Raw genomic sequence first — 21938 nt, 5'->3', positions numbered from 1 at the left:
ACACAAAAAGGTAAATGACATGAACACGACTCTCTCAGGAAAAATTGCACTGGTCACCGGCGGCAGCACCGGTATTGGTCTTGCCACGGCGCAGGAGCTGGCGGCACAGGGCGCGAAGGTGTACATCACCGGGCGTCGTCAGGCCGAACTTGACGCCGCGGTAGCAGAGATTGCTTCTGACGCAGTGGGCATTCGCGCGGACGTCTCTAAGCTTGCCGATCTGGATGCGGTTTATTCCCGGATAGCAAAAGAAGAAGGCCGTCTCGATATTCTGTTCGCCAATGCGGGTGGCGGCGATATGCTGCCGCTGGGCGCGATCACCGAAGAACAGTTTGACCGGATTTTTGGCACCAACGTTCGCGGGGTGCTGTTCACGGTGCAGAAGGCGCTGCCGCTGTTATCAACCGGCTCGTCGATCATTCTGACCGGCTCGACGGTGTCGATTAAGGGGACGGCCAACTTCAGCGTCTACAGCGCCAGTAAGGCCGCGGTGCGTAACTTTGCCCGCTCCTGGGCGCTGGATTTGCAGGGCCGTGGGATCCGCGTCAATGTCGTAAGCCCAGGTCCGATCAAAACGCCTGGTTTAGGGGACCTGGTGCCGGAAGAACACCGCCAGGGGCTGTACGACGCGCTGGCCGCGCAGGTGCCGCTCGGACGTTTAGGTGCGCCGGGCGAGGTGGGTAAAGCGGTGGCGTTTCTGGCCTCCGACGCGGCCAGCTTTATCAACGCCACCGAGCTGTTTGTGGACGGCGGGATGGCGCAAATTTAACCCAGGCTGCGCCAGCAGCGAACGTGACGGCCCTCGCGAGAGGGCTGTAGCGGCTGAGGACGTTCGCACCCCTGCGCGGCCATCGGGCAGCGGTCGCGGAAAAAACAACCTTCGGGCAGGTGACGGTTGCCGGGAAGCTCCGTTTTGCGTAACGCCAGCGTTTCATCCAGCGGCTCTCCGGTGCGGGGAACCGAATCGAGCAGCAGGCGGGTATAGGGGTGGCGCGGTTCGCCAAGTACCTGCGCGGCGCTGCCCAGCTCCACAATCTGTCCGAGATACATCACCGCCACGCGGTCGCTCATGTGTCTGACCACCGAGACGTTATGCGAGATCAGTACGTAAGTCAGATTACGCTGCTGCTGTAGCGTCACCAGCAGGTTGAGGATTTGCGCCTGCACGGAGATATCCAGCGCGCTGGTGGGTTCATCGAGCACGATGATATCAGGATCGGACGAAAGCGCCCGGGCGATGGCAATGCGCTGGCGCTGCCCGCCGGAGAAGGCGTGTGGAAGGCGTTCGAGGTATTCCGGGCGAATGCCCACCTGCAGCGCCAGATCTGCCGCCAGCTGGCGGCGCTCGCGCTCGCTGCTGCGTTTTTGCACCCACACCGGCTCGGTAATGATGCGCCAGACCGGCAATCGAGGGTCGAGCGAGGAGAGCGGATCCTGAAACACCATCTGCATGCCACCGGCGTGGTGGGCACGCTGGCATCCGCCGATGCTGGGTTTAAGCATCCCCATCAGCAGCTGCGCCAGCGTGCTTTTCCCGCAGCCGGATTCCCCGACAACGCCCAGCGTTTCGCCCCGACGGATCTGGAGATCCAGCCCGTTGAGCGCATGGACCCGTTCCGTCACGCGGCCCAGCCAGTTTTTGCGCGCCGCAAAGTTCACGTGCACGCTATCCAGTTCCAGCAGTACATCAGACATGGTGTTTCTCCCGTTGTGGATACCAGCAGGCAGCCTGTTGGCCCTCTGCGCCTTGGGGCTGCAGGCGCGGCGTTTCGCTGCATTTCGCCCCCGCGGCAAAGCAGCGCTCGCGGAACGCGCACCCCTGCGGAAGCTGGCTCAGGTTAGGCACCGTGCCGGGGATGGCGGGAAGCAGGTCGCGCGGCTGGCCGTTTTCCGGCGCGCACCGCAGCAGGCCGATAGAATAGGGATGCACAGGGTGGTGGATCAGCGTTTGCGTGGCGCCGCTCTCTATCACGCTGCCCGCATACATTACGTACATTCTGTCGCAGAGCTGGGACACTACGGCCATATCATGGCTGATAAACAGCACCGAGGTGCCGCTGGCCTTCGCCTTATGCTTCAGTAAGCGCAGCACCTGGAGCTGGACGGTCACGTCCAGCGCGGTGGTCGGCTCGTCGGCGATGATCAGCTCCGGCTCGCAGGAGAAGGCAAGGGCGATCATCACCCGCTGGCGCATGCCGCCGGAGAGTTCAAACGGATAACGCGCCATGACCTGCTTCGCGTCCGGAATTTGCATCTCTTCCAGCAGGGCGATCGCCTTCTGCTGCGCCTCGCGCCGGGAACGCGGCTGATGCTGGCGGATCACCTCCACCATCTGTTTGCCAATCCGCCGCGTCGGGTTGAGGGCGGTCATGGGCTCCTGAAAAATCATCGCCACTTTAGCGCCGCGCCACTGGCGAAGCTGTTTCTCGGACGCTGTCAGGACGTTTTCACCGAGTAATCTCACCTGACCGTGATGAATACGGTAGCTGCCCTCTGGCAGCAGGCGCATGGCGAGCATGGCGGTAACGGATTTGCCCGACCCTGATTCGCCCACCACGCCGACAATTTCGCCCCTGCCGATCTCAAGCGAAACGTGGTTCAGGGCGTGGACCTCCCCGCGAAAAACCGGGAAGCTCAGGTGCAGGTCTTCAATATTGAGTACCGGTTCGGTCATTACTGTTTGCCTCCTGACTTCGGATCCAGCAGATCGCGGATACCGTCGCCAAACAGATTAAAGCCCACGGCGGTAATCAAAATTGCCGCACCGGGAAAGGCGCAGTACCACCACTGGTCCAGGACGTAGTTACGGCCCACGGCCACCATCGCGCCCCATTCGGCGGTGGGCTGCTGCGCCCCCAGGCCAATAAACCCCAGCGTGGCGGCCATCAGAATGGCGCTGCCGATATCCAGCGACGCCTGCACGATCAGCGGCGGCAGGGCGTTGCGCAGGATGTGCCAGCGGAGCAAATGCCAGCGGGACGCGCCAAAGGTGCGGGCGGCCTGAACGTAGGTGAACTGACGCACCACCAGGGTTTGCCCGCGCGCCAGCCGCACGTAGAACGGTATGCGGACAATCGCAATCGCCAGCATGGCGTTAAACAGGCTCGGACCGAGCGCGGCGGCCAGCGCCATGGTCAGCACCAGAGAAGGAATGGAGAGCATAATGTCCATCACCCGCATGATGACGGCGTCGCCGCGCCCGCCCAGTACGCCGGACAAACAGCCCAGCAGCGAGCCAATGCCGCCCGCAATCACCACCACCGCCAGCCCGGCGGTAATCGACTGCTGGCTGCCCGTCAGCACACGGCTGAACAGGTCGCGTCCCACCTCATCGGTACCAAACCAGTGTTGCGCAGAAGGTGCCTGCAGGCGGGCGGTGAGATCCAGCGCGTTCGGGTCATGCGGCACTATCCACGGCGAGGTCACCATCAGCAAAAGCATCGCGATCATAATGACGCCGCCGACAATCGTGAGCGGGCTTTGGCGCAGCATCCAGAACAGCTTTGCCCAATTGATACGTTGTCTGGCGGTTTTCACCGGGACGGGCGTTTCCTGCGTTAACATCATTCGGCACCTCCGCGCCCGATTCGCGGGTCAATCCACAGGTAAAGCAGATCGACCACCAGATTAACCAGCACGTAGGCCAGCGAAACGACGACGGCAAAGCCCATCACCGCCGGGAAGTCCAGCGCCTGAATGGACGTCACCACCCAGGCGCCCATACCAGGCCAGGCAAAGACGGTTTCGGTCAGGACGGCGCCGTAAAGCAGGTCGCCCAGCGCCAGCCCGAGCACGGTAATGGACGGGATCATCGCATTCGGCAGGGCGTAGCGCAGGACGATGTACCAGCCGGGCAGCCCGCTGGCGCGTGCGGTGCGGATGTAGTCCTCGCTAAGCTGCTCCAGCATCGCCGAGCGCACCTGGCGCGCCACGATGCCCAGGTGAACAAACGCCAGCGTCAGCGAGGGTAAAATCAGGTGCTGCAGCGCGTTGAAAAAGACTTCACCGTTGCCTTCCAGCAGGGCGTCCAGCAGATAAAACCCGGTGACGTGCGTCGGCGGATCGAGCCAGTCGTCCAGCCTGCCGCCGCCCGGCAGAATCTGCAGATGCCCGTAGAACAGGACAATCACGCCCAGCCCAAGCCAGAATGCAGGCGTGGAAATCCCGGTCATCGCCATTAAACGCACCAGGTGATCCAGCCAGCGGTTGCGGTACACCGCCGACAAAATCCCCAGCGGCACGCCGGTCACCAGCGCCAGCAGCAAAGAACAAAAGGCCAGCTCCAGCGTGGCGGGGAAAAAGGCCTTCAGGTCTTCCGCAACCGGGCGTCCGGTACGGATGGATGTGCCTAAATCACCGTGGGCCAGGGCGTCCACGTAGCGGCCAAACTGCACATACAGCGGCCGATCCAGCCCCAGCTGCTGGCGAATGTTCTGCACGATTTCGTCGCTGGCGCGATCGCCCGCCAGCAGACGCGCCGGGTCGCCGGGGATCATGTGTGAAATAATAAAGGTAATAATACAGACACCGGCCACCACCAGGAGTAACCCCCAGCAGCGCTGGCGCACGATGCTCCAGAACGTCATACGCTTTCCCCCGACGAGAACCGTTATTTACTCATGGTGGCGATGTTGAACACCTGCTCGAGCATCGGATTAAAGGTGAAGCCTTTGACCTCTTTGTTCATCGCCAGCTGGTAGTTCTTCTGGAACAGATAGACGTAGGCCGCTTCGTCAATCACCACCTTTTGTGCCTGCTGGTAATCTTTGGTGCGTTCCGCCTGGTCGGTGGTTTTCAGCGCAGCCTGCAGCAGCGAATCCACCTCTTTGTTCTCATAGAACGAGCGGTTGCCCGGCAGCCCTTTTTTGTCCGATTCGAACCAGTAGTTCATGAACATGTACGGGTCGGCAAAGTCCGGGCTCCAGTTGCCGATGGCAATGTCGTAATCGCCTTTGCCGACGCGGTCGCGCATGGTGGCATTGGCCAGTTTTTCCAGCTTGACGTTAATGCCGATCTTGCCAAGGCTCGCCTGAGTGGAGAGGGCGATAGGCTCCCAGTTCGGATCGTTGTCCGAGTAAAGGAAGGTCAGGCTGGCGGGCTTGTCTTTGACCTTCTCCAGCGCCGCTTTGGCTTTGGCCTCGTCGAAGCTGTACTGCATTGCCGCGGCGTCAAAGCCCCACATGCCTTCCGGGATCGGGCCGCGCATCTGCTTGCCGTTGCCGCTCAGAATGCCTTTTACCATTCCCTGATAGTCCGTCGCCCAGGAGATGGCCCGGCGTAAATCCACCTGATTGAGCGGCGCTTTGCTGTTGTTGAGATAGAGATAGGTCACGCGCAGGGAGGGGTATTCCGCGACGGCGACTTTGCCTTCCTGCTTCAGGGCCGCAAGCTGATCGACCGGCAGGGAGTCGGCAATGTCCAGATCGCCGCGGGAAAGCTGCAGTCGGCGCGAGGCGCTTTCACCGATAATTTTCACCGAGACGCGCTTAAAGTGCGGCTTGTCGCCCGACCAGTGAGGGTTCGGCACCAGGATCAGCTGCTGGCCTTTCTGCCAGCTCTTCAGCATATACGGCCCGGAACCGGCGGTATTTTGCGCCAGAAAACCGCGCGCGTCGTCCGCGGCATTGGCCTTCAGCACCGCCGGGTTAATGACGGACGCCCCGTCGTTTGCCAGCGTGTAGAGGAAAGGCGCGAACGGCTGGCTGAGGGTGAATTTCACCGTGTGGTCATCGACGGCATCAATTTTCAGATCCTTCGGGAAGGCTTCAGACGGCCCCTGGCCGAGCTTCAGCAGGCGCTCAAAGGAGAGTTTGACCGCTTCGGCGGTGACCGGCGTGCCGTCGGAGAATTTGGCGTTATCCGCCAGGGTAAAGGTCCACTCTTTCTGGTCGTCGGACGCCTTCCAGCCCGTCGACAGATCGCCCTCCACCTCGGTAGAGCCGGGCTTGTACTTGACCAGACGCTGGTAGGACGGATAGGTGACGGTCCAGTCGTTGTTATCGATGGTGATGGCAGGGTCGAGCGTTTGCGGGTCGGCGGCTTTACCGATCGCCAGCATGTCTTTCGGGACGGCGGCCAGCGCCAGCGGGGCGCTCAACGCCAGCGTGGCGGCAATCAGAGTCGTGAGAAGCGATGTTTTCATGGCAGTGCTCCAGGTTAAAGAGAGGTGTGCGTCAGGGGAAAACAGGCAAAACGGTCTTCAAGCAGCGGGTAGCTGGCGGCGTTCGGCAGTTCGAAGTGCCACCATTCGCTGCTAATCCCCACAAAACCGCCGCCGAACATGATGGCATTCAGCAGCAGACGGTTGCGCTGCGCGTGCGGGGGTACGGAAGGGTGATAGGGATGCGAACGGTCATGCATTTCGTCAAAGCCGGCGCCCATATCCAGCACGCTGTTATGCTCGTCCATCAGGGTGACGTCGATGGCCGTACCGCGGCTGTGATTGGAGCCAATTGCCACATCGACCACATACTCCGGGTTCGGGCAGGCGTCCCACAGCTGGGCCTGCGCCTGCTGCGGCCGGTAGGCGTCATACACCACCAGCTTCAGCCCGGCCAGGGCGGCAATGCTGATGGCTTTTGCCAGCGCGGTGGCGGCGTCGGTATGCAGCAGGCACAGCGCCTCCTGATAGATCGGCCTGCCGGTGATGTTGTCGGCGGTGGCGTACTTCAGGTCGATATGCAGCGTGGGAAACGTCTTCGCCACGTCAATCAGTTCACTCTCTTCGGGCATAGCTCCGCTCCTTTAGCGTTCGAATTGACCAAACTCTTGTTGTAATTGTCGGTTTACCGCCAGACGCGTCGGGAGCGCATCACCCAGCGCTTCCACTACGCCCGACAGCAGCAGGTTGAACAGACAGCTCACGGGGGCAAGTGAATCCCAGAAATGACCGGTATCGGTTTTCACCTGCAGTAAATCCATCGGGTAATCCCGTGCCCACGGGCACCAGATGTCGGTGATTAAGGCCAACGGGATCCCTTTTTCGCTCGCCACGCGGCAGTACTGGCGGGCCATCGTGGAGTAGGTGCGCGTATCGGTCAGCACAACGTAAGGGTGCGAAAACCCGGAGTTGAGGGATTCCACCCAGCTGCCGGACGCGCCTTCGGAATAGCTCACGCGCGGGCGAAGGTACTCGAGATGGCTGAAGAAGGCGTTGGCGATCCCGCGCGTGGACTGGATCCCCAGCACAAACACCGCGTCGGCGTGGGCCAGGTTGTGCACCACCTGACGGAAGGCGTCCGTTTGCGCCAGCTGATACACCTGCGTAATGGCGTCCACCTCCAGCGACAGGGCATGCTGAAGGCGGTTGGGCAGGGGACGCTGCTGCTGCCAGGAGTCCAGCCGCTCGTTCATGCCCCAGGGCTGATACGGATCGCGCAGGCTCTTTTTGACATCTTCCAGGTTGCGATACCCCAGCTTGCGCAGGAAGCGTCCGACGGTGATCCCGCTGGTCCCGCTCGCCAGACCGACGCTCTCCGCGGTTTCAAACGGGATTTGCGCGGCGTGCGCCAGCAGCCAGCTCCCGACCCGCTTTTCGCTGGGAGTGAGCTGGCTGAACGTCGCTTCGATACGGCTCAACATCTCGGGTTTCGTCGTCATACCGCCTCGCTGTTAACTGGCTGTCAAAAGCTGGATTTGTGTTACCGGGTTAACAATGCACGACGCGTGCCATGTTCACGGTGAGGTAAAAACCCGCCGTGCTGTTAATTTCACGCAATATTTAGTTAACCAATGATCAACATTTGTGCAGCGTAGTTCACTTTTGGTGCAGCGGCTGACGCGGCAGGTATGAATTTGATGAATACGTCAGTCCGTTCACATTTTTGATAAGATAAAAGGACAGTGAACATAAAAGGGATCCCGGCATGGCGAATTTGCCCTGGCGAATCAGCGTGCGCCTGGCGGCGCTTGCAAAGAAAACAGGGATGGTCGTGGGGATCGTCCTGGTCGTCCTGCTGGCGGTGCGGGTCTATCTCTCGCAGCAGGGGCCGGACCTGCACCTCTGGCACACCTGGCGGGCGGACGAGATGTCCGTGCGTGAACTCGATAACACCAACTTTGCCGGGTATGTTGCCCGGGAAAACGCCATTTTCGCCGAGCTTGATAGGGCGGTGACGGCGAAAACAGCGGGCCAGGAACAAACGCCGCTAAACCGCTATTATCGCCAGAGCCTGGTTTGGCCGGGTCAGTTCACGCCCGATGCCAACCGTTCGTTTGTGCTGATGCCAGCAGGAAAACCCCGTGGCGCGGTGGTATTGCTGCACGGACTGACGGACTCGCCTTACAGCGTCAGGCACCTTGCCGAAAATTATCAGCAGCACGGCTTCGTGGCCGTGGTTCCGCGCCTGCCCGGACACGGCACCGCGCCCGGCGCGCTGACCGACGTTGACTGGGAGATGTGGCTCGCGGCGACGCGTCTTGCCGTGCGGGAAGCCACGCGCCTGACGGGAGATAACGTGCCGCTGCATCTGGTGGGCTACTCCAACGGCGGGGCGCTGGCGATGAAATATACTCTCGATGCGCTGGATTCCTCTGTGCTTCGTCGGCCGCAGCAGGTAATCCTGCTCTCACCGATGATCGGCGTGACGGCCTTTGCGCGCTTTGCAGGTTTTGCAGGGCTACCGGCGCTGCTGCCGCCGTTTGCCAAAGCGGCGTGGCTGAATATCTCCCCGGAATATAATCCGTATAAATACAACTCGTTCCCGGTGAACGCCGCCCGCCAGTCGTGGCTGCTGACGAAGGCCCTGCAGGAGCAGATTGGCCGCGCGGCGCGTGAAAACAGGCTGGCGAATTTGCCACCTGTGCTGGCGTTCCAGTCGGTCATGGATTCTACGGTCAGCACCCGCGCGGTGGTGACCGGCCTGTTTGACCAGCTTCCGGCAAACGGCAGCGAGCTGGTGGTGTTTGACATCAACCAGGCGGCGAGCTTCCGCCCGCTGTTCAAGCCGTCGTCGTGGACGGCAACCTCGGCGCTGCTCCCGGTTGCGCAGAGACGTTACGGTGTCACGATTATTACCAATGCGGACGCACACAGTTTCTCGACGGTGGCGAAAACAACGCTAGCAGGCAGCACGCGGGAGACGGTTGTGCCGCTTGTGCAGACCTGGCCGCAGGATGTCTATTCCTTGTCGCATATCGCCGTGCCGTTCCCGCCGGATGACGATCTCTATGGCCGTGAGCCTGGGGTGAAAAACCGCTACGGGATAAGCCTGGGGACAATTGCGCTGTGGGGAGAAACGTCCGTGTTGAGCGTCGGAAAAGAGGCGCTGATGCGGGTCACCTCGAACCCGTTTTACGACTATATGCAGGAGAGGATCGACAGCAGGATTGGCGATGGGGAAAAGTAATGTTCCCTTGTGGCGTGAATATGTTAGGTCGCATTGATTAAGTATGTTACATAGTAGCTTCAAGGCACCTCTCATCATCATTGGAACCCCTTTTTGTGCTGACGACGCTGATCTACCGAAGCCAGTTGAATTTATCCCGCCCGTCCAAAGAACTGCGGGAGCTGGTGGAGCGCGCCAGAGGCCGCAACACAAAACAGGATATTACCGGCGTCCTCCTGGCAAAAGGGAATGACGTTCTGCAGATCCTTGAAGGGTCGGAAGAGAGTGTGGTCAAACTGTTCCACACCATCCGTGAGGACAAGCGGCACAGTGGGGTGGTGGAACTGATGCGGGATTACGGTCCGCGCAGACGCTTCGAAAACGTCGGGATGCTGCTGTTCGATCTGCAGACGCAGTCGCCGAAAGAAGTGCTGCAGTCGGTGCTGCGCTACAGCAAGCTGGACAGCTATCTGACCTCCGACGATCGGGTGTTCAAATTTATTCAGACCTTTATAACCGGTAAACGTCCGGCCCCGTCGGGGACGCGTTACACCTCGGACAAATGGACGCTCTCGACCGAAGCGCTACCCTTTGGCGAACATCTGGGCCTGATTGCCGGGCAAACCTGCCAGTTTGCGCTGCAGCCAATTGTCGAGCCCTCGGAAGGGAAAATCAGCTCCCTTGAGGCGCTTATCCGTAGCAATGACGGCGGCAGCCCGGAACATTTCTTCAGCTCCCTGGACCCGGCGAAAATCTATGAAGTCGATCTCCAGACGAAAGCGTATGCCTTCGCGCTGGCGGAAAAGCTGGGCATTGGAAGCCATAAAATCGCGGTAAACCTGCTGCCCATGTCGCTGGTGAATGTCCCTGGCGCGGTGGAATTTCTGGTCGATGAGATTAAAAAGCATGGCCTTCAGCCGGAGCAGGTGGTCATTGAAGTTACTGAAAACGAGATGATCTCCGGGTTCAACCAGTTTAACAGCGCCATCAAGCGGCTTCGCGGTGAGGGGGTTGGCCTGGCGATTGATGATTTCGGTTCCGGCTATGCCGGTCTTTCGCTGCTGACCCGCTTCCAGCCGGATAAAATCAAAATCGATCGCGAAATCATCAGCGATATCCATCTCAGCGGCCCGAAGCAGGCGATAGTGCGCTCCATCATCAGCTGCTGCTCCGATCTTGAAATTACCCTGGTGGCCGAAGGGATCGAGAAAATAGAGGAGTGGTGCTGGCTAGAATCTGCCGGGATCCGCCGCTTCCAGGGCTTCCTGTTTGCCCGTCCGCAGCTTAACGGCGTTGGCGATATTCGCTGGCCGCATCTGAAGCGTTAGGCAAATTTCCTCCCGCGTTATTTCCCCTTTTCCCTGCCTGTGTTTAAATAGCTAAAACGGTTTAACATAGTTTAGCTAAGAGGGTCACATGGAAAAAATCTGGGTACTTGGCGATGCGGTGGTGGATTTATTGCCCGATGGCGAAGGGAAATTACTGCAGTGCCCCGGTGGCGCACCGGCAAACGTCGCGGTGGGCATTGCCCGGCTCGGGGGCAAAAGCGCGTTTATCGGCAGGGTTGGCGACGATCCTTTCGGGCGCTTTATGGCGAAAACGCTCGCTGACGAGCGGGTCGACGTGAAGCATATGCGCCTTGACCCGGCGCACCGCACCTCTACGGTGGTGGTGGATCTGGACGACCACGGCGAACGCTCGTTCACCTTCATGGTGCGCCCGAGCGCCGATCTGTTTCTTGAACCCGCTGACCTGCCGACGTTCAGCGCGGGCGAGTGGCTGCACGTCTGTTCCATCGCGCTAAGCGCAGAGCCGAGCCGCTCGGCGACCTTTCAGGCGATGGACGCCATCCGGAAGGCGGGCGGCTACGTGAGCTTCGACCCCAATATTCGCCCGGATCTCTGGCCGGATGAGAACGCGCTGCGTCGCTGCCTGCAACAGGCCCTCCAAAGCGCCGACGTGGTCAAGCTCTCCGTTGAGGAACTGGCATTTTTAACCGGCAATGCGGATGTAAGAGAAGGTCTGAACACGCTGATGCAGCGCTGCCCGGCGCGCCTGGTGCTGGTCACCCAGGGAAAAGAGGGCGTTATCGCCTGGCATCAGGGCGCGGTGAAACACTATCCAGCTACCCCTGTGCAATGTGTCGATACCACTGGCGCGGGCGATGCCTTCGTCGCCGGGCTGCTCTACGGGCTGGCCGCCGGTCAGGAGCTGGTTCCGGCAATCGCCTTAGCCCAGCGCTGTGGCGCGTTAGCCACCACGGCAAAGGGGGCGATGACCGCGTTGCCCTGGCAGCACGACCTGTAATCCTTCCTTCACTGGCCGCCGTCCGGCGGCCTGAATTGTCGCCTCGATCACACTTACTAAACCGGTTTAGCAAAAAAGATTGCCGATCCAAAATTCCCGGGTTTAGTATCAGCAGCCTAAACCGGTTTAGCAATTTAGCACGTTCGATTAATACTTTTAGGGATGCGACAAAATGTATAAAAAACGCAGACTTGCCGTGATGATAGGCATGCTGGCCGGCAGTACCTCTGTTTTTGCCCAGACGGATATGACAAGTATCGAAGCGCGCCTTGCCGCGATGGAGCAGCGCCTTCAGGCTGCTGAAGCGCGTGCGCAGGTCGCTGAAAAACGCGCCACCGAAGCCGAACAAAAAACGCAGCAGCTGGTCGCCGCCCAGCAGCAGACGCAAACCACAACCCAGGCGGTGGCGCAGCGTACCGCCGCGCTGGAGAAAAAAGCGGATCAGAGCAGCGGGTTTGAGTTCCATGGCTACGCCCGTTCCGGCCTGCTGATGAACGATGCGGCCTCCAGCAGCAAAAGCGGCCCGTACCTGACGCCAGCCGGGGAAACCGGCGGTGCGGTAGGGCGTCTGGGTAACGAAGCCGACACCTACGTCGAGCTGAACCTGGAGCACAAGCAAACCCTGGATAACGGGGCGACTACGCGCTTCAAGGCGATGCTGGCCGACGGTCAGCGAACCTATAACGACTGGTCAGCCGATACCAGCGATCTCAATATTCGCCAGGCCTTTGCGGAGCTGGGTAACCTGCCTGATTTTACCGGCGCGCTGAAGGGCAGCACCTTTTGGGCGGGTAAACGCTTCGACCGCGACAATTTTGATATTCACTGGCTGGATTCCGACGTGGTGTTCCTGGCCGGTACCGGCGGCGGCGTCTACGACGTGAAGTGGAACGACTCGCTGCGCAGCAACTTCTCGATCTACGGCCGCAACTTCGGCAGCGTGGAGCAGACCGACAATAACGTTCAGAACTACATCCTCAGCATGAACCACTTCGCCGGGCCGCTGCAGGTAATGGTGAGCGGCCTGCGGGCGAAGGATAACGACGACCGTAAAGACGCTAACGGCGATCTCATCAAAACCGACGCGGCCAATAACGGCGTTCATGCCCTGGTGGGGCTGCACAACGAGAGCTTCTACGGCCTGCGGGAAGGGAGTGCCAAAACGGCGCTGCTGTACGGTCACGGCCTGGGCGCAGAAGTTAAGAGCATCGGTTCCGACGGGGCGCTGCTGTCTGATGCCGATACCTGGCGCTTCGCAAGTTACGGTGTCACGCCTGTTGGCGGTGGCTGGAGTATCGCGCCTGCCGTGCTGGCGCAGAGCAGCAAAGATCGCTACGTCAAGGGCGACAGCTATGAGTGGGTGACGCTCAACACCCGCCTGATTAAAGAGGTGACCCAGAACTTCGCGCTGGCGTTTGAGGGAAGCTATCAGTACATGGATTTACATCCGGAAGGCTATAAGGACCGTAACGCCGTGAACGGCAGTTTCTACAAGCTGACCTTTGCGCCAACGTTAAAAGCGAGCAAAATCGGCGATTTCTTCAGCCGCCCGGAGCTGCGCCTGTTTGCCACCTGGATGGACTGGAGCAGCAAACTGGATAATTACGCCAGCGATGTTGCCTTTGGCAGCAGCGGCTTCAACGCTGGCGGGGAATGGAACTTTGGGGTCCAGATGGAAACCTGGTTTTAACCCATCACGCTCCCGCCCGGCGGGGGCGTTTCGCACATCATAAAAAGAAGTCAGGCAGAGGTATCTATGGATGTTAATCAAATCGCCCGCGAGCTTATTCCGCTGCTGGGCGGCAAGGAAAATATCGCCAGCGCTGCGCACTGCGCTACGCGTCTTCGTCTGGTGCTGGTCGACGACGCGCTTGCCGATCGGCATGCGATTGGCAAGGTCGAGGGCGTGAAGGGCTGTTTTCATAACGCCGGGCAGATGCAGGTCATTTTCGGCACGGGCGTGGTGAATAAGGTCTACGCCGCGTTTATTCAGCTGGCGGGGATTAGCGAGTCCAGCAAGTCTGAAGCGGCGGATATCGCGGCGCGCAAGCTGAACCCGTTCCAGCGCATTGCGCGTTTGCTTTCCAATATCTTTGTCCCGATCATTCCCGCGATTGTGGCGTCCGGCCTGCTGATGGGCCTGCTCGGCATGGTGAAAACCTACGGCTGGGTCAACGCGGATAACGCCCTCTACATCATGCTGGACATGTGCAGCTCGGCGGCGTTTATCATTCTGCCAATCCTGATCGGCTTTACCGCGGCACGGGAATTTGGCGGTAACCCGTACCTCGGCGCAACGCTGGGCGGCATTCTGACCCACCCGGCGCTGACCAACGCCTGGGGCGTGGCGTCGGGCTTCCACACCATGAACTTTTTCGGCCTTGAGATCGCGATGATTGGCTATCAGGGCACGGTATTCCCGGTGCTGCTGGCCGTCTGGTTCATGAGCATCGTGGAGAAAAATCTGCGCCGCGCGATCCCGGATGCGTTAGACCTGATCCTGACGCCGTTCCTCACCGTGGTTATCTCCGGCTTTATCGCCTTGCTGATTATCGGCCCGGCGGGACGCGCGCTGGGCGACGGTATCTCCTTTATCCTCAGCACCCTTATCGCCCACGCGGGCTGGCTTGCCGGGCTGCTCTTCGGCGGGCTTTACTCGGTGATTGTGATCACCGGTATTCACCACAGCTTCCACGCGATTGAAGCCGGGCTGCTGGGTAACCCGTCGATCGGCGTTAACTTCCTGCTGCCGATCTGGGCCATGGCGAACGTGGCGCAGGGCGGCGCCTGCCTGGCTGTGTGGTTCAAAACCAAAGACGCCAAAATCAAAGCCATTACCCTGCCGTCGGCATTCTCGGCGATGCTGGGCATCACCGAAGCGGCCATTTTTGGTATTAACCTGCGCTTCGTTAAGCCGTTTATCGCCGCGCTGATCGGCGGCGCGGCGGGCGGAGCCTGGGTGGTGTCAGTGCATGTCTACATGACCGCAGTCGGGCTGACCGCTATTCCGGGCATGGCTATCGTTCAGGCCAGCTCGCTCCTTAACTATATTATCGGCATGGTGATTGCCTTCGGCGTGGCGTTTACCGTCTCGCTGCTGCTGAAATATAAAACGGACTCTGAATAATGACGCAACTTTCCCGCTGGCCTGCGATCCTGCAGGCCGTTATGAAAGGGCAGCCGCGCGCGCAGGCGGACAGCCATTATCCGCAGTGGCACCCCGCGCCGGTGACGGGGCTGATGAACGACCCGAACGGGTTTATCTGGTTTGCCGGACGCTACCACCTGTTTTATCAGTGGAACCCGCTGGCCTGCGAGCATCGCTTTAAATGCTGGGGGCACTGGAGCTCTGCGGACCTGGTGCACTGGCAGCAGGAGCCGCTGGCGCTGATGCCCGACGAAGAGTATGACCGCAACGGCTGCTACTCCGGTAGCGCCGTGGACAACCACGGTGTCCTCACCTTGTGCTACACCGGCAACGTAAAGTTTGATGACGGCAGCCGCACCGCCTGGCAGTGCCTCGCCGTGGAGCAGCCGGACGGAACCTTTACGAAGCTGGGGCCGGTACTGGCGTTGCCGGAAGGCTACACCGGCCACGTGCGCGACCCGAAGGTATGGCAACACGACGGGGAGTGGTACATGGTGCTGGGTGCGCAGGATGTGCAAAAGCGCGGCAAGGTGCTGCTGTTTAAATCAGCCGATTTGCATGCCTGGACGTCCTGCGGGGAGATCGCCGGCCACGGCGTCAACGGCCTGACGGAAGCGGGGTATATGTGGGAGTGCCCGGACCTGTTCGCCCTCGACGGAACGCACGTCCTGATCTGCTGCCCGCAGGGGCTGGCGCGCGAGCCGCATCGCTACCTCAATACCTATCCGGCCACCTGGATGAGCGGGGCGTTTGACTATGCCAGCGCCGCATTCGATCACGGCGAGCTGCACGAGCTGGACGCGGGCTTTGAATTCTACGCCCCGCAAACCACCCTGGCGGAGGATGGACGCCGCATTCTGATCGGCTGGATGGGCGTACCGGACGGGGAAGAGATGCTTCAGCCAACCCGGGCGTACGGCTGGATGCACCAGATGACCTGCCCGCGCGAACTCAGCTATCGCGACGGCAGGCTCTGGCAGACCCCGGCGCGCGAGCTGGCGGCGCTGCGTGAAGATGAGCAGCGCTGGCAGGGGCGCGCCAGCGAGGCGCCGGAACTGGACGCGACGTGCCTGGAGTTTGAGCTGGGCGCATCGCAGGTGAATGTCGATTTCGCAGGCGCGCTGCGCCTCACGGTCGATGAGCAGGGTGTACGCCTTGAACGCGCGAGCCTGAAAACCGGTGAAACGCTGACCCGCTACTGGCAGGGCGACGTCCGTCATTTGCGCGTTCTGTGCGACCGCTCCAGCGTCGAAATTTTCATCAATCACGGTGAAGGGGTGATGAGCAGCCGCTATTTTCCTGACCATCCGGCCCGGGTGCGATTCGAAGGTGCGTCCGACATCACATTACGCTACTGGTCGCTGCGCGCCTGCATGATAGAATGAGGGTTTTGGCAGCCGGATCTAAGTCGTTGTGAGAAAAACAAAACGCGTCACCATAAAAGACATCGCGGAGCTGGCGGGTGTGTCAAAAGCCACCGCCAGCCTCGTCCTGAACGGGCGCAGCAAAGAGCTTCGCGTGGCGGAAGAGACGCGCGAGCGCGTGCTGGCGATTGCAAAAGAGCACCACTATCAGCCCAGCATTCACGCCCGCTCGCTGCGCGATAACCGCAGCCACACCATTGGTCTTGTCGTTCCCGAGATCACTAACTACGGTTTCGCCGTCTTTTCTCACGAGCTGGAGACGCTGTGCCGCGAGGCGGGCGTTCAGCTGCTTATCTCCTGCAGCGATGAAAATCCGGGGCAGGAGACGGTGGTGGTGAACAATATGGTGGCGCGTCAGGTGGACGGGCTAATTGTGGCCTCCAGCATGCTGAACGATGCGGACTACCTGAAGCTCAGCGAGCAGCTGCCCGTGGTGCTTTTTGACCGGCACATGAACGACAGCGCGCTGCCGCTGGTGATCACCGACTCCATTACCCCGACAGCGGCGCTGGTAGCGGACATTGCGCGCCAGCATCCAAATGAATTCTACTTCCTCGGCGGCCAGCCGCGCCTGTCTCCGACGCGCGACCGTCTGGACGGTTTTAAGCAAGGTCTGCGAGAGGCCGGCGTGGAGCTGCGCCCCGAGTGGATCATTCACGGTAACTATCACCCGAGCTCCGGGTACGAGATGTTTGCTGAACTCTGCGCCCGCCTGGAGCGTCCGCCAAAAGCGCTTTTCACCGCCGCCTGCGGGCTGCTGGAAGGGGTGCTGCGCTATATGGGCCAGCATAACCTGTTGCAAAGCGATATCAGATTAGCCAGCTTTGACGATCACTATCTCTACGATTCACTGACGATCCCGGTGGATACCATTCGTCAGGACAACCGCCAGCTGGCGTGGCACTGCTTTGATCTGATTGGCAAATTGATCGAAGGGGAGACGCCGCAGCCATTGCAGCGCAAGCTGGATGCCACCCTGCAGCGGCGCTATAAGTCAGCGGTATAGCCCCAGGCGATATATCAATAACTTTAATTAATTTAAGTTTTGGAAGCGCCGATAACCATAAGGAATAATTCTCCTTGAGGTATTGGTTTATGTCGTTGAAAAAGTCGTCCCTGATTGTCCTGTTCTCGCTGCTTTTGTTCTTTATCGTCAGCACCGTGACGAGCGTTGGCCTCATCATTAAAAGTAATAACTCGCTGGATAACGTCAACAAAGAGATCCAGGTGGTACTGTCGATTATTGATCCCATCAACCACAGCCGTACGCTGCGCGTGCGGGTGATGGAGTACGTGAAGATGGTGGAAGCGGGCAACGCGGCGGACGAGTCTGCAAAGCTTGCCGCAGTGAAAGAGGCGCTGACCAAAGCGGACAATGCCTTTGCGGCGTTTATGGCTTCGCCGCGTCTGACGGATGAAGCACCGATGGTGAGTGCCTATCAGGACGCCTGGCAAAACTACCGCAACCAGGGGCTGGCGCCGCTGATCGATGCCGCTGCGGCGCACGATGTCGCCAAATTTGACGCGCTGATCCCGGAAGTTTCCCGTCTCGATCGCCAGTACGAAATCATTCTCGACCAGGTGCTTTCGGTCCACCAGAAATACGCTAAAAGCCTGAACGAGGATGCGAGCAGCAATTTCGTCTCCGGCCTGGTGATGATTGCCGTTATTGCCTGCCTGTTTGTTGTGGTGATCGTTGCAGTCAGCATCTTCATGAAGCGCTTTGTCTTTGCCCCGGTCAACCTGGCGCGCGAGCACTGCAGCCAGATTGCAGCGGGCAAGCTGGACATTCCGGTGCCAGTGAAGGGGAGTTCAAGCAACGAAATCGACCACCTGATGGGCTCGATGGAGCAGATGCGTCATGCACTGCTGGCGACCATCGCCCAGGTGCGCGATGCGAGCCATACCGTGACGCACGCGGCGCAGGAGATTGCCGCCGGGAATATCGATCTGGCTTCGCGTACCGAGCAGCAGGCTTCCGCGTTGACCCAGACGGCGGCTAGCATGGAGGAGCTGAGCGCGACGGTGGCGAACAATACCGATAATGTCTATCAGGCCGGAAAACTGGTGCAGGACGCGGTGAAAAATGCCCACACCGGGGAAGCGGTAACCCGCGAAGTCATCGACACGATGAACACCATCGCGGCGAACTCGAAGCGCATCGAAGACATTACCAGCGTGATCAACAGCATCGCCTTCCAGACCAACATTCTGGCGCTGAACGCGGCGGTTGAAGCGGCGCGCGCCGGTACGCAGGGCCGCGGCTTTGCAGTGGTGGCCAGCGAAGTGCGTACTCTCGCGCAGAAAAGCGCGGTGGCGGCTAAAGACATCGAGAGCCTGATTGCGCAGTCGGTCTCAAGCGTCAAAAACGGTGCGGAGCTGGTGAGCCGCTCGGGCGAGGTGATTGACGCGATCATTTCGTCGGTGAATAAGGTGAATACGCTGATGGAGCAGATCTCCGTCGCCTCCGAAGAGCAGAGCCGCGGGATCGGCCAGGTCGGGCAGGCGGTGACCGAGATGGATGGCGTGACCCAGCAGAACGCCGCGCTGGTGCAGCAGTCCGCGGCGGCAGCTGCCTCGCTGGAGGAGCAGGCGCAGCAGCTTTCACGGAGTATTGCGAGTTTTAGGTTGCCAGTGCAGGCTTGATTTTATGAGGGAGGCTCCGACTGGAGCCTATTTTATGAGGGATGCGCGTTGGCAAGGTTCATTACGATGGGCTGCCACATTGGCACATGAAACTTTTATGTAAACCAGATCAATGCAAACACATTACCTAAATTAAGAGCCGTTATGCCTTAAAAGAGGACGTAGATGCAGCACCAGACTTTTAAGCGAAACTGCTCATTCACGGTAGCGAAACAGGTTTTATCGCCAAGTACATTGCTTAGAATATTGAGTGTTATGCGTTCGATGGTCAGGTCTTCCACTTCACCGGAAAGCCTCTCATAGTTACAGCCGCAGCGTTAATCGTTTGGGCGTTAAAATGGCATCTTCCGCAATTCCAATCTATTGGACTGTTGATGATGGGAGCATACCGCGAACTACGCAAACTACCTCTTGGTGTAAACATAGCGGATTAATTTGATGAACGTGTTGAGGCAGCAAGAGCTGTAGCTGACAATAATGAATTTGTGGGATGAATGTCATGTGCTGGTTTGATGTGATATAATCTAACCTCTTGATTTTAAGCGTTTTTGTTGGTTTTATATAAAAGCGTCTAAAAATAATTTTTTTGATTTTTAATGAATGTTATGTAAAGTAATACACTGTTTTCTATGTGGAAAACGGTGTTTTGCATAGTTTTCAATGAGGAATATATTATGTTTTCAGACTCAGAGTTATCAATGTGGGATGTCGCACCTAAAGATAGACCTACAAAAATGAATGCAAGTGAAATAAATGAAAAATATGAGCGAGGAGAGCATAGGATTGTAACTGAGACTAACAATGAGAAGTTGCCAAATTTCGTTCAAGCGCTCGAGCGGCAAAACTATATGGAGATTCGACCATTTTACCAAAGGAGATCTCGGTGGGATGAGGAAAGGCAATCAAAACTTATCGAATCCTTCATTATAAACATTCCAGTCCCTCCTGTATTTTTATACGAGAAATCTTTTGGCTCTTATGAAGTAATGGATGGCCAGCAGCGAATTACAGCCATATCAGATTATTACAATAACCGCTTCAAATTAACTGGATTGGATTTATGGCCGGAACTCAATGGCATGTATTATGCTGATCTACCCAATAAAATCAAATCAGGCCTTGATCGTCGTTCTATTTCTTCAATCGTTTTATTAAAGGAATCTGCTCCAGATGAAGAGGATGCAATTTTTTTACGACAGCTTGTTTTTGAAAGATTAAATACTGGTGGTGTTCGTTTAGAAAGACAGGAGATAAGAAACTCTTTAAGCAAGGGATTGGTGAATGACATGCTTTTTATACTTGCGAGAGATGATCTTTTCAGAAAAATATGGGGGCTTCCGTCTTTTACGGAGGAGGAAGAGAATAACCATAAATTGGAAATTTATGAAGAGGCCTTCTATAAAAAGATGGAAGATCTTGAAGTTATATTGAGGTTTTTTGCTTTACGACATTTGCAGCATTTTAAGTACGGAATTCAGGGTTTTTTAGATTTATATCTAATACGCACTAAAGATTTTACGCATACTGATATTGAAGTGCTGAAAGATATATTCCTGAAAACACAACGGTTGGCATATGAAATCTATGGTGACGATGTTTTCAAATTGTATAAAAGTGGCGAGTTTTACGGTCGGCCAGTAAAAGGGGTTTATGATGCAGTCATGGTTTCATTTAGTGAGCGATTAGATGACTATGATTTGATAGTTGATTGTAAAGAATCAATCTTAAAGCAGACAATTGAGATTTTTAATGAGAAAGGTGTTTCATCCTTTACAGGACGTGCAAGCACTAAGAAAGATATAGAGTTAAGGGTTAATGATTTTCGACAGATATTGATCAATGTTATTGGAAAATAATTATGCTTGATGTTATTAAGGATAATACGGAAAGAGATATCATAGTTGTTTTAGATGTATTTAATAATATTTATTCCGGCTTAAGTAAAGTATCACCGGTTAAAGTGACAAAAATAAGACAATACGCTTACGCTACGGCCGTAACTCGGCTATACGCAATTTTTGAACATTTTATCGAAAAAACACTTTCGTCATATTTGGATTATTTATCAGAAAATAAAAGTTATGCAGATTTATCTCCTGGACTGAAAAGAGAGTATAGAATAGGTTTTTCTCATGTTCTGAGTAGAATTGATCAGCCAAGATTTAGCTCTCTTAACCATGAAGATTTAATAGAAAAATATCATAGAGCAATTAATGAAAATTTTATTAGTTATCAGTTTGTTGCGGAAGCATTAATTAGGCATGATAATAACCTTAGACCTAATGTCCTATTTGAACTATTTAGTCGGTTAGGTCTGACAGGTCTTGAAAGTTGGTTGATTTCGTCTGTAAAAGAGTATGGATTATATGATAGTGAGGAAAGGGTTAAGGAACGTTTTGAATCGGAAATTAATAATTTTATTGAGGTTAGAAATGACTCTTCACATGGCGTACCTGAGCAAATAGGTAGTCAAAGTATACTTCAGCGTAATTGTGAATTAATTTTTTTTCTAGTTAACAGTATTACTTCCTTTCTTGAGAAGGAGATTTTTCTTCTCTTACAACTTACTGGAAAAACCATTAACATTGGTAATGTCACAGAGGTATTTAATAAAGCTGGGGCATGCGTGGCGGTGCTTAATAAAGGCGTGGTCATAAGCTTGGCTGAGAATTATTTTTTTGAAGACTCATCTCATTTTTACACACAAAAATTTAGTGCCATTAAATTAAATGGCAATGATATTAATGCAGATTTCTCAGTGTTGGACAATAATATGGAAATAGGAATCAAATGCGATCGACTTCCCAAGAGAAAAACTAGCATTCATGTTTTTCGATAACTGGCGAGTAATTAGGTGAGTTTATTATTTTTATAAACTCATCTTTGCCTATTATCCTTGTTAAGTTATATATCTATTATTTCACACATATTGCACGTCGTAGCTTGTGGCTGTGTTGTGAGGTAGAACAATGTAAAGTTAGTAATGTATTTATAAGCCTCGCGAGGAGATCCCAATGAAGAAGAGTTTCTCCGACGAACAGATCATCAGTATCCTCCGTGAGGCCGAAGCCTGGTTTTTGCCCGTGA

General features: G+C 56.7%; 18 protein-coding genes and 1 pseudogene. 12 read left to right on the top strand and 7 right to left on the bottom strand.

Translation table 11 applies throughout. The features are described 5' to 3' along the window. Positions 1-19: 19 nt before the first annotated feature. A complete protein-coding gene (locus IM303_RS11965) occupies positions 20-769 on the top strand; it encodes an SDR family NAD(P)-dependent oxidoreductase (RefSeq protein ID WP_048999630.1) in 750 nt (249 codons plus the stop codon). Here IM303_RS11965 and IM303_RS11960 read toward each other — a convergent pair. The 7 genes from IM303_RS11960 to IM303_RS11930 are packed head-to-tail and all read right to left on the bottom strand — an operon-like array spanning position 766 to position 7599. Next, the gene (locus IM303_RS11960; RefSeq protein ID WP_048999629.1) at positions 766-1695 is read right to left on the bottom strand and encodes an ABC transporter ATP-binding protein; all 930 of its coding nucleotides are present in this window, start codon (positions 1693-1695) and stop codon (positions 766-768) included. The two genes, IM303_RS11965 and IM303_RS11960, sit on opposite strands and share 4 nt — an antisense overlap. Further along, positions 1688-2674 carry an ABC transporter ATP-binding protein gene (locus IM303_RS11955; RefSeq protein ID WP_048999627.1) on the bottom strand — a complete coding sequence of 329 codons (987 nt, stop codon included), beginning with the start codon at positions 2672-2674 and terminating at the stop codon, positions 1688-1690. Before IM303_RS11955 ends, IM303_RS11960 begins: the two co-directional genes overlap by 8 nt. Then, positions 2674-3567 (bottom strand): D,D-dipeptide ABC transporter permease, encoded by an 894-nt coding sequence (ddpC, locus tag IM303_RS11950; RefSeq protein ID WP_193359969.1) that lies wholly within the window; start codon positions 3565-3567, stop codon positions 2674-2676. The genes IM303_RS11955 and ddpC overlap by 1 nt, the downstream gene beginning before the upstream one ends. Further along, positions 3564-4586, bottom strand: coding sequence for an ABC transporter permease (locus IM303_RS11945; protein WP_048999624.1), 1023 nt, complete (start codon positions 4584-4586; stop codon positions 3564-3566). The genes ddpC and IM303_RS11945 overlap by 4 nt, the downstream gene beginning before the upstream one ends. Positions 4587-4609: 23 nt before the next feature. Beyond that, positions 4610-6142 (bottom strand): ABC transporter substrate-binding protein, encoded by a 1533-nt coding sequence (locus IM303_RS11940; protein WP_048999622.1) that lies wholly within the window; start codon positions 6140-6142, stop codon positions 4610-4612. Positions 6143-6156: 14 nt separating this feature from the next. Next, positions 6157-6732 carry a D-alanyl-D-alanine dipeptidase gene (ddpX, locus tag IM303_RS11935; protein WP_048999620.1) on the bottom strand — a complete coding sequence of 192 codons (576 nt, stop codon included), beginning with the start codon at positions 6730-6732 and terminating at the stop codon, positions 6157-6159. Positions 6733-6744: 12 nt separating this feature from the next. Further along, positions 6745-7599, bottom strand: a complete 855-nt coding sequence (locus IM303_RS11930) for a MurR/RpiR family transcriptional regulator (RefSeq protein WP_045260565.1) — start codon at positions 7597-7599, stop codon at positions 6745-6747. Between the two features lie 266 nt (positions 7600-7865). On the opposite strand from IM303_RS11930, the gene IM303_RS11925 reads away from it, so the two are divergent. The 11 genes and pseudogenes from IM303_RS11925 (at position 7866) to IM303_RS11880 (ending at position 21690) form a co-directional block, all read left to right on the top strand. Continuing rightward, positions 7866-9347 carry an alpha/beta hydrolase gene (locus tag IM303_RS11925; RefSeq protein ID WP_048999618.1) on the top strand — a complete coding sequence of 494 codons (1482 nt, stop codon included), beginning with the start codon at positions 7866-7868 and terminating at the stop codon, positions 9345-9347. A gap of 95 nt (positions 9348-9442) precedes the next feature. Further along, positions 9443-10654 (top strand): diguanylate phosphodiesterase, encoded by a 1212-nt coding sequence (locus IM303_RS11920; protein ID WP_193359968.1) that lies wholly within the window; start codon positions 9443-9445, stop codon positions 10652-10654. An 88-nt stretch (positions 10655-10742) separates the two neighbouring features. Continuing rightward, positions 10743-11633, top strand: a complete 891-nt coding sequence (locus tag IM303_RS11915; RefSeq protein WP_193359967.1) for an aminoimidazole riboside kinase — start codon at positions 10743-10745, stop codon at positions 11631-11633. 172 nt (positions 11634-11805) lie between these two features. Further along, a complete protein-coding gene (locus tag IM303_RS11910; RefSeq protein WP_193359966.1) occupies positions 11806-13323 on the top strand; it encodes a carbohydrate porin in 1518 nt (505 codons plus the stop codon). A gap of 66 nt (positions 13324-13389) precedes the next feature. Further along, on the top strand, positions 13390-14760 hold the full coding sequence (locus IM303_RS11905; protein WP_193359965.1) for a sucrose-specific PTS transporter subunit IIBC: 1371 nt from the start codon (positions 13390-13392) through the stop codon (positions 14758-14760). Next, positions 14760-16166 carry a sucrose-6-phosphate hydrolase gene (locus IM303_RS11900; RefSeq protein WP_193359964.1) on the top strand — a complete coding sequence of 469 codons (1407 nt, stop codon included), beginning with the start codon at positions 14760-14762 and terminating at the stop codon, positions 16164-16166. Before IM303_RS11905 ends, IM303_RS11900 begins: the two co-directional genes overlap by 1 nt. A gap of 28 nt (positions 16167-16194) precedes the next feature. Beyond that, positions 16195-17211, top strand: a complete 1017-nt coding sequence (locus IM303_RS11895; protein WP_048999607.1) for a LacI family DNA-binding transcriptional regulator — start codon at positions 16195-16197, stop codon at positions 17209-17211. Positions 17212-17300: 89 nt separating this feature from the next. Continuing rightward, a complete protein-coding gene (locus IM303_RS11890; protein WP_193359963.1) occupies positions 17301-18851 on the top strand; it encodes a methyl-accepting chemotaxis protein in 1551 nt (516 codons plus the stop codon). Positions 18852-18889: 38 nt separating this feature from the next. Then, positions 18890-19282 (top strand): annotated as a pseudogene (locus IM303_RS22260) (replication endonuclease); the annotation flags it as partial. 243 nt (positions 19283-19525) lie between these two features. Further along, positions 19526-20707 (top strand): DUF262 domain-containing protein, encoded by a 1182-nt coding sequence (locus IM303_RS11885; RefSeq protein ID WP_227014153.1) that lies wholly within the window; start codon positions 19526-19528, stop codon positions 20705-20707. Between the two features lie 2 nt (positions 20708-20709). Continuing rightward, positions 20710-21690 (top strand): MAE_28990/MAE_18760 family HEPN-like nuclease, encoded by a 981-nt coding sequence (locus tag IM303_RS11880; protein ID WP_193359962.1) that lies wholly within the window; start codon positions 20710-20712, stop codon positions 21688-21690. Positions 21691-21938: the final 248 nt, after the last annotated feature.

It is taken from the genome of Enterobacter cloacae complex sp. P38RS, from assembly GCF_014930775.1.
GTDB lineage: Bacteria > Pseudomonadota > Gammaproteobacteria > Enterobacterales > Enterobacteriaceae > Enterobacter > Enterobacter bugandensis.
Note: the sequence above shows the minus strand (reverse complement) of the source record. Positions and strands in the feature narration are given on the sequence as shown.

Coding starts and splice junctions, on each gene's coding strand:
- IM303_RS11965 (WP_048999630.1), top strand. CDS start 20: ATGAACACGACTCTCTCAGGAAAAATTGCACTGGTCACCGGCGGCAGC.
- IM303_RS11960 (WP_048999629.1), bottom strand. CDS start 1,695: ATGTCTGATGTACTGCTGGAACTGGATAGCGTGCACGTGAACTTTGCG.
- IM303_RS11955 (WP_048999627.1), bottom strand. CDS start 2,674: ATGACCGAACCGGTACTCAATATTGAAGACCTGCACCTGAGCTTCCCG.
- ddpC (WP_193359969.1), bottom strand. CDS start 3,567: ATGATGTTAACGCAGGAAACGCCCGTCCCGGTGAAAACCGCCAGACAA.
- IM303_RS11945 (WP_048999624.1), bottom strand. CDS start 4,586: ATGACGTTCTGGAGCATCGTGCGCCAGCGCTGCTGGGGGTTACTCCTG.
- IM303_RS11940 (WP_048999622.1), bottom strand. CDS start 6,142: ATGAAAACATCGCTTCTCACGACTCTGATTGCCGCCACGCTGGCGTTG.
- ddpX (WP_048999620.1), bottom strand. CDS start 6,732: ATGCCCGAAGAGAGTGAACTGATTGACGTGGCGAAGACGTTTCCCACG.
- IM303_RS11930 (WP_045260565.1), bottom strand. CDS start 7,599: ATGACGACGAAACCCGAGATGTTGAGCCGTATCGAAGCGACGTTCAGC.
- IM303_RS11925 (WP_048999618.1), top strand. CDS start 7,866: ATGGCGAATTTGCCCTGGCGAATCAGCGTGCGCCTGGCGGCGCTTGCA.
- IM303_RS11915 (WP_193359967.1), top strand. CDS start 10,743: ATGGAAAAAATCTGGGTACTTGGCGATGCGGTGGTGGATTTATTGCCC.
- IM303_RS11910 (WP_193359966.1), top strand. CDS start 11,806: ATGTATAAAAAACGCAGACTTGCCGTGATGATAGGCATGCTGGCCGGC.
- IM303_RS11905 (WP_193359965.1), top strand. CDS start 13,390: ATGGATGTTAATCAAATCGCCCGCGAGCTTATTCCGCTGCTGGGCGGC.
- IM303_RS11900 (WP_193359964.1), top strand. CDS start 14,760: ATGACGCAACTTTCCCGCTGGCCTGCGATCCTGCAGGCCGTTATGAAA.
- IM303_RS11890 (WP_193359963.1), top strand. CDS start 17,301: ATGTCGTTGAAAAAGTCGTCCCTGATTGTCCTGTTCTCGCTGCTTTTG.
- IM303_RS11885 (WP_227014153.1), top strand. CDS start 19,526: ATGTTTTCAGACTCAGAGTTATCAATGTGGGATGTCGCACCTAAAGAT.
- IM303_RS11880 (WP_193359962.1), top strand. CDS start 20,710: ATGCTTGATGTTATTAAGGATAATACGGAAAGAGATATCATAGTTGTT.